Origin of the sequence: Sphingomonas tagetis (assembly GCF_024211275.1) — a bacterium.
Taxonomy (GTDB): domain Bacteria; phylum Pseudomonadota; class Alphaproteobacteria; order Sphingomonadales; family Sphingomonadaceae; genus Sphingomonas; species Sphingomonas tagetis.
Map to the genome: position 1 here is coordinate 1 of NZ_JAMLDX010000036.1, position 11,433 is coordinate 11,433.

The window sequence follows — 11,433 nt, forward strand, 5'->3', positions numbered from 1 at the left end:
GACAAGTTCCTCTTCCTGAAGGAACATCCATGGTCTGACCGCTATGCCATCCGCCCAAAGCTTATGAGTATCGCGCTACCTCGCCCAACGCGACTCTCCCGCGAAGCGGGTTCGTGCAATGGGTTCAGGAGCGTCAACGCGCGCGCCGCGGTAGGCACGGGAGAATGTGGTTCCAATGAGCCCTGACCTCAGGTCCGGTGTCCGGCACCTCGGTTCCACCGGGCTGCGAAGAGACCGGTGGCCAATCCTATGATAATCCCGCCAACCAAGCCTGTCCCCAAGATCGGCGCATAGGCTCGGGCGATGATCGCATCTGGAAGACTGATGAGCAGCCCAACCAGCGCACCGACTGCCCAAGCTGGCATGGGCAGTTTCACCAGCGGAATCAGGAAGCCGATGGCGAACCGACTGGCAAATGCGCCGAGCATCGCGGTGGGCTTGTCCGGAAAATCGACCGGAATCATCAAGGCGACGTCGACCACCCCGAAGATCAAACCTGCAAAAATGCCGAATATCACCGGATTCATGATGCACCTCGCGATAGCGCTGGAAGAAACTGCCGCTGGTGACGCTAATTGTCGAGCGCGCGGAGTCGTCCGAGAGGCGGCGAGCCTGGGTGCCTAGTCGCGCTAGGTAATCGCGCCGGCTAGGCCTATTGGGTAATGATCGGGGGAGCGGTCCGCCGCGGAAGGAGGTGCGGCCATGCTCGTCACGATCTTTTGCCCCACCAACGTGCATCTGCTTGAAATTGCCGGTGTGCTAGACGCCCTGTTCGAGGCAAGCTGCAAGACCCGATCGGGAAGGCCATATCAGGTTCGGGTGGTCACCGAGCACGGCACTCCCATGGAAAGCGCCTCAGGCGTCAGATTCGTGCCCGACGCGAGCGTTGATCAGGCGACGCAGCCTTCGGACACATTGATCGTCGTGGGCCCCTATGGCGTGCCGAGCCAGCCGAGCGAGCAAGTCGCGCATTGGCTTCGAGCGCAGGCAAGGCAATCGCGGCGTTATGGTTCCACCTGTACCGGCGCTTTCCTTCTGGCCCATGCGGGGCTGTTGTCGGGACGCCGTGTAACGACGCACTGGCAATATGCCGAACAGCTCGCCGCCGCATATCCCGAAATTCGGGTCGAGCCCGATCGCATCTTAGTGCGGGACGGCCCGGTCTTCAGCTCGGCCGGCGTCGCTGCGGCAATCGACCTCGCTTTTTCGCTAATCGAGGAAGATCATGGTCGCGGCCTGGCGCTGTGGGTGGCGCGCCGGCTGGTCGTCTTCCTGAAGCGGCCCGGAGGACAGTCGCAGTTCAGCACCGTGTTGACCGCCCAGGCAGCGGCGACGGGGCCGATCGACAGGATCCGCCTCCACATTCTCGAAAATCCACGCGAGGCCCTTGGGCTTGGCGCACTCGCCAGTGTGGCTGGGGTCAGCCCGCGCCACCTGTCACGGCTGTTCCATGCCGAACAGGGGATGAGCCCCGCGGCCTATGTCGAGTTGACCCGCATCGATATCGCCCGGCGGTTGCTCGAGGAAAGCTCGGCGCCGATCAAGGCGATCGCCTATGCCGCAGGCTTCGGATCGACCAGCACGCTGAGGCGGGCGTTCGTGCGCCGGATTGGCGTCACGCCGCAGGACTATCGCCTGCGGTTTCAAACGACCGAGACCACAAACGCCAGCGAGGACGAAAGCGCCGCCGCTTTGTCCTGAACCGCCGCCTCGCTGAAGTTGAAGCTGGAGTCGCCATGCCGCATCGTCGCGTCCGGAGGCCTTTTCATGCAACTAGTACCCGCCGCGCCCCGGCCGCGCAGTTTGGAGATTGTCCGCCCGGTCCGCGGACACGATCGGCGCAGTGGCGATGCATGAAGAAGATGGGCTGACCAGTCCGCAAACCCGGACTATGGGGCTCGGGCCGATACGACGGCTGTTCAGGCGCCGGCAGTCGCGCCAGTCGGCTATTCCTCCGATCGCAGCGTCGCTCGCGCTCGAACATGGCAGCGATGGCGTCCTGATTGCCGATATGCGCATGCGGGGCCAGCCCATCGTGCACGTGAATCGCGCGTTCGAGGCGATCACGGGCTATGCTGCGGCCGAGGCGATCGGCAAGAATTGCCGCTACCTCCAGGGAAGCGACCGACTTCAGCCCGAAATAACCGAAATACGGTCTGCCCTGACGGAAGGCCGCGACTGTTCGGTGACGCTGCGCAACTATCGCCGCGATGGCACCATGTTCCGCAACGCGCTGCGCCTCGTGCCGGTTCGCGACGATGCCAGCCAAGTCACGCATTTCATCGGCATGATCCGCGACGTGAGTCATGCGACGGGGATCGATCGTTTGACCGGGCTGCTGGATCGCTACGGCCTTCTCGATCGGCTCGGCGCCATGGATGCGCGCGGGGCGGCCGCCCTGCTGATGGTCAAGCTCGACATCGTCCGTTTCCACGATGTCAACAATGGCTTCGGTTATGAGGTGGGCGATGCGCTGCTTCGTGCTGCAGCCGCGCGCCTTGCGACACTGCCGGCGATCGCCGTTTCGCGGGTCGGCACGAACAGCTTCGCACTGGCGTTCGAACTCGATGATCCCGGACGCGCGGTCACGGTGGTCGACGATCTTCTGGAGCTGCTCAAGCCACGCTTCATTCTCCCCGGCGCGTCCCTGGCGGCCCAGTTCGCTGCCGGCTTTGCCCTGGGGCCACCCAGTGGCGATCCGCTTCAACTCGTCCGGCAGGCGGGCGCCGCGCTTCAGCGATCGAAGACACAGCCCGCCCATGCGCCGCACGCCTTTGCGGCTACCGATGAACGCGAGGCGCGCAACCGCATCCGGCTGGCGAGCGAGCTTCAGACAGCCGTCGCGAACCAGGAATTGCTGTTCCACTATCAGCCGCAGGTGGATCTCAGCACTGGCGACCTGGTCGGTGCCGAGGCACTCTTGCGTTGGAACCACGGCGCGTTCGGCTTGCAACCGCCCAATCGGTTCATCGGCATCGCCGAGGAAACCGGCGCGCTGCTGGAAATCGGGGCTTGGGGCCTGCGCACGCTCGCCGCCTATGCTGCGCGGGTCAACCGCAAGCGGCGCTCACCGGTCCGCTTCTCCCTGAACGTATCGGTGATGGAATTCATGCAGCGCGACATGGCGGCCTTCGCCCACCGGGTGCTCGACGAAACCGGCTGCCGACCCGAATGGCTGACGCTGGAGCTGACCGAGAATCTGATGATCCCAGAGCCGCAGAACATCCGCCGCGCATTCGAGGATTTGCGCCGTCTAGGGATCGGCATATCGATCGACGATTTCGGCACCGGCTATTCCAACCTTCGCTATCTGGAGAGCTTCCCGCTCAACGAGATCAAGGTCGATCGAAGCTTCGTGCATGACGTCGCCCATAGCGTCGCCAAGCGCGTCATCGTGGAGAGCGTCGTCAAACTCGGCGCCGCCCTCGATATTCGCGTCGTCGCGGAAGGGATCGAGACCGAGGCCGAACGCGCGATCATGCGCGCGCTGGGCTGTTCCGTGGGCCAGGGCTACCTCTTCGGCGCACCGCTCGACGAACTCCATTTCGGCAAGCTGCTCGACGAGGGTCTTGTTCTGCGCGAGGCATGGGATGCGCGGCGGCTTCTAACGATGCTCGATGGTGGCGAATCATAGGCATATGCCCGCGCGTGACGGCTCTGGGCAGCGTTGGATCAATCTTGGTGCGGCGGGCAACCACAACGGTAGATCAGTCGATTGTCGGTCGAGCCGCCGTCGTAACGCCACAACCCGCTGGCCGCTCTCGGGATGATGTCGGCCACTATCAATGGGCACTACTGACGCGCGCAGCGGACTTGCGGCCTTAGTCAGCGATGTGCGTTGACCGCTCATGTCGGACACCTTGGAAACGCTTCACAAGAAGATGGAGGCCGCGGCGCTCGCTCTCGATTTCGAAGAAGCCAGGCGCCTCCGCGACATGATCAGCCTGATGCGCGGCGGTGCGACCGCTACAGAGGCCAAGGAGGCCGATGTCCCCGGCCTGACACGCCAGCAACCTGGCGCAATGGGTCTGGGGACAAGCCAGCAGCGCATGACACCGCCACCGGGCTGGCGACCGCCGGCTAAACCAGACCCGATGACGAAGGGCGGCAAGCGCCGCCGCTCACGCGACCCCTGACCTCTTGAGGCGAACGGCCGCCATATACGATAACAGCCCAGAAGTAGGACTCGGCGGGTTAGATTGGTCTCTCCACGCTGCCGTTCTCACACCGCAGCCGCAATAATGTCGCCGCTTTTGAGGGCGGCTCTGGAAATACTGAACAAAAGAAATTGCGCTGTGCTGCTGAGTAGGGCGCGGCCCTGAACATTCGCAATGGGGAGGCGTTGAGGCCGCAAGGAGGCATTTCCATGAAGCTCAGGCTTTTCCTCGCCTTACTCGCGACGCCGACGATTGCGGGCTGCGAGAGGGTTGGTACCAAGACCGAAAAAGCCGGTGAACCTTCCGCACAGGAGGAGCGCGCGAGCGCCGCACGCCTCAAGCGCGCCTGTGCGTCGGCGCAGACCTATGCGAGCTTGAAGGCGCTGGTTTTCGACGAGGCGGTGCGCGTGAGACGGGCAGAATCCCCGACCTTGCGCCAGCTTGCCGACGCGTCGATCATCCGGATGGAAGCGCCCGTGGCCACTGGCCGCGATCCCGCGCTCAACATTACGGTGTGCGAAGGCCGCTTCATCCTTGAACTACCCCCCGGCTCGGCCGATGTGTTCGATGGCGATCAGCGGCTGCAGGCGGATGTCGAATATTCGGCGCAGGAAGCAGCCGACGGCAGCGGACTCGTCTATCAGATGAAGGGAGCGGAGCCGATCGTCTACCGCCTCGCCGCCCTTGACTTGACCTCGCCGCGGCCTGGCCCGGCAGCGCAGCCGACCCAGGCAGACATTCCAGTGACGGCCCCCACACAGCCTCCAGCCGTCGAGGACGAGAGTCCGCCGGTCAGCCCACCCAGAACGGGACCGTCGTCCGTGCCAGCACCGGCGAGGCAGGAAGCTCAAGCTCCCCCGAAAGCGGGTCCAGCGCGCGTTCAAGGTTCGACGCGGCCAAGCTTCAACTGCCGGTATGCGAGAAGCCGAGTGGAGAAAATCATCTGCTCAAGCGCGACGCTGGCTAAGCACGACCGGCAGATGAGTTCTGCTTTCTATTCGGCTCTGGCCCGCGCCGATGCGCCGACGCGCGCGAAGCTGCGCGCCAGCCGCGACCGCTTTCTGGGCGCGCGTGATCGCTGTGACAGTGAGGCCTGTATAGCCACCTCCTATCGCCAGCGCATGGCGGAGATCGAACGGATCGCCGATTGAGCGTGCGACAGTGAACGCATGGCCCTCGCCAGGGGTTGAGCCTCGATGCCCGGTTTCTCATCGCCTGAACCCTATATCTTGTGGCTTACCGGTGCCGGGGTCCTGATCGCGCTGGCCGCGTGGCTGCCGCTAGCGCTGAAGCGGCTGCCGCTGTCGCTGCCGATCATCTGCATTGCGATCGGTGCAGCGATCTTCCTGACGTCAGCAGGCTCACTGCGCCCAATGCCGCTATCCCCTCCGCAGGTCACCGAGCGGTTCACCGAACTCGTCGTGATAATCGCGCTGATGGGTGCTATCGGAAGTTCGACGGATCTAAAGCTGGCGGCGCTGGAGCGTCACGTGTCGGTTGCCCGGCATCACCATTCCGCTATCCATCGCCGCGATCAGGCGTGACCGAAATCCTCGATTTCTACGGTTCTCTCGCGGTATTCATCACCGCGCGTACGCTGCGCCGCTCGCACAGGGGATCACGAGTTCCAAGCGCAAGACGCATGACATCACCGAGCAGGTGGAGCGGATTGCGATGAATTGTCCTGCCAATCCTGTTCGGCGGCGCGCTGGAAAGCGGCCTGCTCGCACAACTCAGCTGGCCAGACGTGCTGGCAGCTTATCGCGATCATCGTGCTGGAGAGCCCGATCGCCGAATTGATCCGGCTGGCGGGGTTTGCAGCGATCATTTGGCAAAGCGAACGCTCGCCCTTTTCGACATCCGTGGCGTCGGGCATTCTACTATCTCGCCTACCCTCAATCATGCGACTTTTGCTCAAGCGGAACGGCTGTGGGCGATTATGGGCCTCGTCGCCTTGCTTTCCGTCCTCCTCCTCCTCCTCCGCCTCCTCCATGGCTTGACCGTCACACCAGTGTTGCGCTTGATCGATCGGCAGCAGCGTCGCAATCCGGACAGGCCGAAAGCATCGTGGGCTGACGGCACCAGCACGTCGCTCAACTAGCCAACGATCCGTCAGCTCGCCGTGCCAACCACATGAGCGAAGGGTGGGTTTCAGAATCACTGCGTTTGGGACTGAACGCCCGGTGATGGGGCGCACAGCGGCCCCGGCTGAGCTGCACATCCAGCCAATACCACTGTAACCGATTTTAGGTCGTTGAAGAATCACCCTCGCTGGGTTGCGGCAAGTATTACAGCAACCGTGTCCTCCGGCTGGTCCCACATCGGAAAATGTCCGCTGTCCTCGAACCAGTGCACAGTGGCGGAGGGAAAGGCGTCTTTTGCCCGCGCCGCTTGCCTTGGCAAGCACAGCCGATCATGGCGACCCCAACCAATCACCATGCGTCGCGAGGGGTCGGCTGCCGGGCCAGTTTGCTCAGGGCCGCTCGAAAGGTCACGAACCAATGCGTCAAACGTTTGTGTTGTGCTGAGGCTCGCCAACTCTGTCGCAACGATGTTCGGATCGAGCGCCCAAGGACGGGCAGACAACTGCGCCAGCAATGCTGTACGTGATGCGGCATTCTTGCTCAACTTCGGCAGGAGAGGCCGGATTGCGCGAACCAACCGCCCCGAAAGTCCTATGGTCGTCTTGAAGAACGAGCGCTCCCAATCGCGCCAAAAGCCCCCGGGGTCGAATGCCACGACGTTACCGACGCGGCCACGCCGTGCAAGTTCAAGCACGATCCGCGCTCCCATGGAGCTACCGACGACGTCGATCCCGTCCAGCCCTTTGTCAGCCATATAGCGCTCGACGCTACCGACCAGACCATCGAACGTCCCGCTATCCTGCTCCGCCGGGGTGGCGCCATGTCCCGGAAGGTCAATCGCGATTACCGTCCGTTCTGCGCTGAGCGGGTCCAAGATAGTGCCCCATGATTGCCAGGTTCCGCCGAGACCATGAATAAGTAGCAGCTTGCGGCCAGAGCCGCGTTGGATCTCGTTCATTCGGGGGCACTCTCGCTGGTTGAGAACCTGAACGATCGTGCTCAGCGTTCGGGGCCGATAAGCGCTCCTCTGCATATGGGCCCTGCCCGACCAGCGCAGGCGATCCGCCGCCTGTCGAAGGCCAGATCTCGCGGTTAGGGTCGAGCAGCTGATGAACCGCAGCTTTAGCGCCGCGGGCTTGAGGTCTGAACCACCGACATCAGGGCAGCAAAGCTGCCAGGCAGTTCACTCTTCTCCGGACCTCTGCCGTCGGCTTCGCTCGGGCGCGCCAGCCTATCTTCGAACGTACTGAACTCAGTCGCGATGGGATCCCAACTGGTCTTTGCCGCGGAGAGCGGACCGTGCCACCTCGCCGCGATCAAGCGACGCGAGTGACCCATCCGGCACATCGCTATCCCAGTGGTCGGGTTCCGCATAGAACGCCAAAGCGAGCTCGAGTCGCTGGTGATGGTCGCCTATAGTGTCCAGCGCGAGGCGAGCGACCTGAACCTCGGGAAAGTCGTCACCGCCGCCGGAAAGCACGATGTCCGCTTCCGCATTGCGTCCCTCCGCCATCAGGGCCCGGGCAGCGAGGGCGCGTGCGCTGCCGATGACGGGCGTTGCCATCTTTCGCATCATACCAGCGGAGACATGCGGACCGGCGCGTTCGCATACCCCTGCAATATAAGCAGGGCGTTTCGGAGACGATCGATGGAAATGGCCCCGCCCAACGATATTCGAGCAGCTTCGGGTCCCGCATCCCCCACGTTGAACCGTTCGGCCGGGATCACAGGAAGGCCGGTCGGCCGCATGAAGTCGGCAACGTCCCTGCCTGTCAAACGCGACGGAAGGCTGAGCCACACATGATATCCTTCCGGATGGGCCGAGATGTCGAAATCAGCGAGCAGTTCGGCCGCGATCAGCTGTCGCTTGGCATTCTCGAGCCTCATGCTCCCTAGGAGCAGTTCGAACGTGCCGTCGGTGATCCAGGCGCTGACCATTGCAACGTTCAACGGCGGCGCCATGATCGTGGTTTCATGCAGCCCGGCCGCGATCTTGAGGCTTGCAGCGACACTTGGCGCGCGCACGAATGCCACCCGTAGCGCAGGCGAGATGATCTTGGACGTGCTGAGGATGTACCATGTGCGCTGCGGCACGTAGCTTGCGATCGGTGCGATTGGTGCTGAGGCGAGTGCGCCATAGGCGTCGTCCTCGATTATCTGGACGTCATGCTCCTCCGCGACCCTCGCCAGGCCCTTTCGGTCCGACGCGGCCAAGGTGAGCGCGGTAGGATTGTCGTTGGTCGGCACAAGGTAGAGCGCCTTGATCACCTCCTGCGCGCACGCGCGACGAAGCGCTTCGGCATTCATCCGCGGCAGCGCAACCAAGCGCAAGCCGAGGCGCGCCGCGATCGCCTGGAACCCTGGATAGACATGCGTTCCGCAGGCGACCGCATCTCCCGGTTCGAATGCTGAATTCAGTATCGCATGCAGCGCGCTCTGACCGCCAGAGGTAATAAGCACGTCGTCGTCGACCGACGGCACTCCCATGCGTGTCAGCAGTTCAGCGCCGCAGACGCGATCCTCGCGTGCGCCACCCGCCGGCTGGTACTGCAGACTCGAAGCCGCGTCCCTCGACATCAACTCGCTGGTCGTCCGGGCGATCGCTCGACCCAGAATGCCGCGCGGCAACTCAGGGGGCGTGTTCATGCCGGCATCTACGGTCAGGCGCCTGGGCGGCCCGGCTCTGGATGAATCCCGGACAAAGCTGCCGGCGCGACCCCGCCCCTCGATCAACCCGCGCAACCGCGCGGCTTCATAGGCGCGGGTGACCGTGGTCAGATCGATACCAAGGCGGGCCGCGAGATCCCGCTGCGGCGGCAACCGGTCGCCAGCGTTCACGACACCCTGTTCAATCGCCTTGCCAAGCGCGTCGGCGATAGCGACATATTTCACGCCGCTTATCGCGCCCAGGTCAGGAACCCACCGGTCGTTCATCCGAGCCGCCCTCGCCCTCCGCTGTTGCCTTGAGTTTCGCCCATAGCTGCGCGGTCCCCGCCTCTTGTGCATTGTTCGCAAATTGCGACGCAACGAGCCAGCCCTTGAGAGGGCGAAGTGGCAGAACACACCCAATCACCATCATTGGGATGGTTGTCAGCATATGAACCCAGAACGGCGGATCGAAGGCGACCTGGAACCAGACGCCAAGGAATGTGAGCGGGAACGCAGCGAAGCACAGCGAGAAGAAGGCGGGACCATCATCTGGCGACGCCCACGCATAGCTCAGGCCACAAGACTCACATCTGTCAGAAATCTGCAACCAGGACTTGAACATGGCGCCCTTGCCACAGCGGGGACATAACCCGTGCCACCCCGCATGGAATATCCACTTCCATTTTGCGTCGCCTTCGAAGGCCGGTTCCATCAGCTTTGCTCCATACATAACACATACATATGTAATCTGTATGGAATTGCAATGAATTGCAGGGGCGAGATGAAGCGATCAATCTGGGTCATGTGGTCAGCCGCCGCAGTGAACAGCCGGGCAGGTTACAACACACTAATCGCCGTCGACATCGACCATGAACATCATGGCCTTGCCTCGCGACGCCGGATCCCATCACGCCGATAGCGCTGCTCGCACCGCTCTTGCGGCAATCGCATCGTTGATGTGGGAACGTCCTTTGGGCAGTCCCCTGAGAAGCCGCCTGGGGGTCGGAAACGCCAGCACCGCCTCGCGCGGCATGTCGTGCTGCCGCAGCAAGACCGTCATGCCCTTCCAGCCATCGGCAGAGGATAGCTGGGGCTCACTCGGGAATTCCCAATCATATTTGAAGCCGTCGATTTCGCCGGTTCCGCCAAGGCCGCGCGGATGAAGCATGGTGTGATCCCATCACGCGAACGGGCGCGCATCCGTACTCTTCAGCTGCAGAAAGCTGCTTGCTGAAAAAAAGCCCTTCCAGCCGAGCTCGCGAAGAGTGAAATCCGGTACTGTCATCGGCTTCAACCGGTGCTTTCGAGCGGCGCAGCGCCATCTCGGTGACGGCTCTTGTGAAACGCCTTAATGAGCTTGCGGCTTCTCCCGACGAGACGGATGGGAGCTGGCGCGGATCTTGGGGCCATGGGCCTGGGGATCAGGCGTATCAGTTACGCGCGCAGCTCCCTTTTCGGTCGCTCTTCTATCTGCTTTCGCCTGCGCCTTCTTTGCAGAGTCGGACGCCTTGCTTTTCTCGCGCTCTCGGCGCTCGAGGTCATAGTTCGTTTTGCGGGGCGTGAGGGCTGCTCCAATCGCGGAGCCACGGCAATCTCTGACCGATCCGCGATATAGGTGCATCACAGGAGCGAATGCCCAGCAGTGAGCGTGGCGCCAGGCCCTATCGTTCGTCAGGCGGGTTCCATAACCCGCTTTCAATGGGCGGAAGAGCAGGGTCACTCTCGTTCAAGCTCCACGCTTCGTCCGCATGTCGCTCGGCCTTGAGAAGGTGACGATCGCTTTCTTCCGCGGCATGCTCCGCCAGCTCGCGCTCCTTGCGTTCGCGCGTTTGAGCCTCGGCAATCTGGCTGTCGAGCGTGTCCATCGCCAACTCCTCGCGTAAAAAAACCCGATCCGAACCAATCCGTTCCCGGTGTCCTCCGGCAACATCGGGAACCCGTCGCCGTTCTTGTCGTTCGCTCGAGCATGGCCGGCTCGTCACTTCACAGGCTGTTGCGCTCGACAATTGCTGACCTAGAGCGCGACATCGACACCCTCGGCGGCTTGCTGCAATCCGCAGGAAGTCGCGACCGCAAGGTACGGCTGCTCGCCTATGCCGGATACCGGAGCGCGCGGGCGGTAAGGCTGAAGGGCCGGATCGTGCGCTATTCCAAGCCGCTCGACGCCGGCGAGGGCCTGCTCACCCGGATGCGCGCCATGCTGGCCATCTACAACAGCCAGGAACTCCCGGGCGTTACAGTCCACATCGAGGGCTATGGCCAGTCGCGCGACGTGGTCACCGATGAGGAAGGCTATTTCGATCTGGAGCTGGCGATCGACCAGCCGCTTCCTGAAACCACCCGGTGGGAGAAGGTGTCGATCTCGGCCCCGGGGCGCGAGGCGGAAAAACCGGTCGTGGAGGTACCGGTCATAGCGCCGGGTGATCTGCCCCCTTCTGAGTGGTCCAAAATTGATGATATTTGGATGACGAAGGAGACGAGGAATGCCGAGCAAGAAGCATCGCCCGGAAGAGATTATCGGCAAGCTGCGTGAAGCGGAGGTG

14 protein-coding genes are annotated in these 11,433 nt (G+C 62.9%); 6 read left to right on the top strand and 8 right to left on the bottom strand.

Features of this window, described 5'->3' with window-relative positions; all coding sequences use genetic code 11:
- Positions 1–188: 188 nt before the first annotated feature.
- On the bottom strand, positions 189–527 hold the full coding sequence (locus tag M9978_RS22640) for a hypothetical protein (protein ID WP_254297383.1): 339 nt from the start codon (positions 525–527) through the stop codon (positions 189–191).
- A 175-nt stretch (positions 528–702) separates the two neighbouring features.
- On the opposite strand from M9978_RS22640, the gene M9978_RS22645 reads away from it, so the two are divergent.
- From M9978_RS22645 to M9978_RS22665, 5 genes are all read left to right on the top strand, one after another.
- The gene (locus M9978_RS22645; protein WP_254297385.1) at positions 703–1,701 is read left to right on the top strand and encodes a GlxA family transcriptional regulator; all 999 of its coding nucleotides are present in this window, start codon (positions 703–705) and stop codon (positions 1,699–1,701) included.
- A gap of 190 nt (positions 1,702–1,891) precedes the next feature.
- Positions 1,892–3,634 carry a putative bifunctional diguanylate cyclase/phosphodiesterase gene (locus tag M9978_RS22650; RefSeq protein ID WP_302054189.1) on the top strand — a complete coding sequence of 581 codons (1,743 nt, stop codon included), beginning with the start codon at positions 1,892–1,894 and terminating at the stop codon, positions 3,632–3,634.
- 214 nt (positions 3,635–3,848) lie between these two features.
- Positions 3,849–4,136 carry a UvrB/UvrC motif-containing protein gene (locus M9978_RS22655; protein WP_254297389.1) on the top strand — a complete coding sequence of 96 codons (288 nt, stop codon included), beginning with the start codon at positions 3,849–3,851 and terminating at the stop codon, positions 4,134–4,136.
- 230 nt (positions 4,137–4,366) lie between these two features.
- On the top strand, positions 4,367–5,308 hold the full coding sequence (locus M9978_RS22660; RefSeq protein WP_254297391.1) for a lysozyme inhibitor LprI family protein: 942 nt from the start codon (positions 4,367–4,369) through the stop codon (positions 5,306–5,308).
- 45 nt (positions 5,309–5,353) lie between these two features.
- Complete coding sequence (locus tag M9978_RS22665; RefSeq protein ID WP_254297393.1) at positions 5,354–5,701, top strand: hypothetical protein; 348 nt, start codon at positions 5,354–5,356, stop codon at positions 5,699–5,701.
- 104 nt (positions 5,702–5,805) lie between these two features.
- Here the strand turns inward: M9978_RS22665 and M9978_RS22670 are convergent, their stop codons facing one another.
- From M9978_RS22670 to M9978_RS22700, 7 genes are all read right to left on the bottom strand, one after another.
- A complete protein-coding gene (locus M9978_RS22670; RefSeq protein ID WP_254297395.1) occupies positions 5,806–6,033 on the bottom strand; it encodes a hypothetical protein in 228 nt (75 codons plus the stop codon).
- 386 nt (positions 6,034–6,419) lie between these two features.
- Positions 6,420–7,199 carry an alpha/beta fold hydrolase gene (locus M9978_RS22675; protein ID WP_254297396.1) on the bottom strand — a complete coding sequence of 260 codons (780 nt, stop codon included), beginning with the start codon at positions 7,197–7,199 and terminating at the stop codon, positions 6,420–6,422.
- A 294-nt stretch (positions 7,200–7,493) separates the two neighbouring features.
- Positions 7,494–7,805: a hypothetical protein gene (locus M9978_RS22680; protein ID WP_254297398.1), complete on the bottom strand. Its 312-nt coding sequence runs from the start codon at positions 7,803–7,805 to the stop codon at positions 7,494–7,496.
- Between the two features lie 8 nt (positions 7,806–7,813).
- Positions 7,814–9,175 (bottom strand): aminotransferase-like domain-containing protein, encoded by a 1,362-nt coding sequence (locus M9978_RS22685; protein WP_254297400.1) that lies wholly within the window; start codon positions 9,173–9,175, stop codon positions 7,814–7,816.
- Complete coding sequence (locus M9978_RS22690; RefSeq protein ID WP_254297402.1) at positions 9,153–9,602, bottom strand: DUF983 domain-containing protein; 450 nt, start codon at positions 9,600–9,602, stop codon at positions 9,153–9,155. The genes M9978_RS22685 and M9978_RS22690 overlap by 23 nt, the downstream gene beginning before the upstream one ends.
- Before the next feature lie 195 nt (positions 9,603–9,797).
- Complete coding sequence (locus M9978_RS22695; RefSeq protein ID WP_254297403.1) at positions 9,798–10,058, bottom strand: hypothetical protein; 261 nt, start codon at positions 10,056–10,058, stop codon at positions 9,798–9,800.
- A gap of 493 nt (positions 10,059–10,551) precedes the next feature.
- Positions 10,552–10,755, bottom strand: a complete 204-nt coding sequence (locus M9978_RS22700; protein ID WP_254297405.1) for a hypothetical protein — start codon at positions 10,753–10,755, stop codon at positions 10,552–10,554.
- Positions 10,756–10,856: 101 nt separating this feature from the next.
- Between M9978_RS22700 and M9978_RS22705 the strand changes: the two genes are divergently transcribed.
- Positions 10,857–11,423, top strand: a complete 567-nt coding sequence (locus tag M9978_RS22705) for a hypothetical protein (RefSeq protein ID WP_254297407.1) — start codon at positions 10,857–10,859, stop codon at positions 11,421–11,423.
- Positions 11,424–11,433 lie beyond the last annotated feature (10 nt).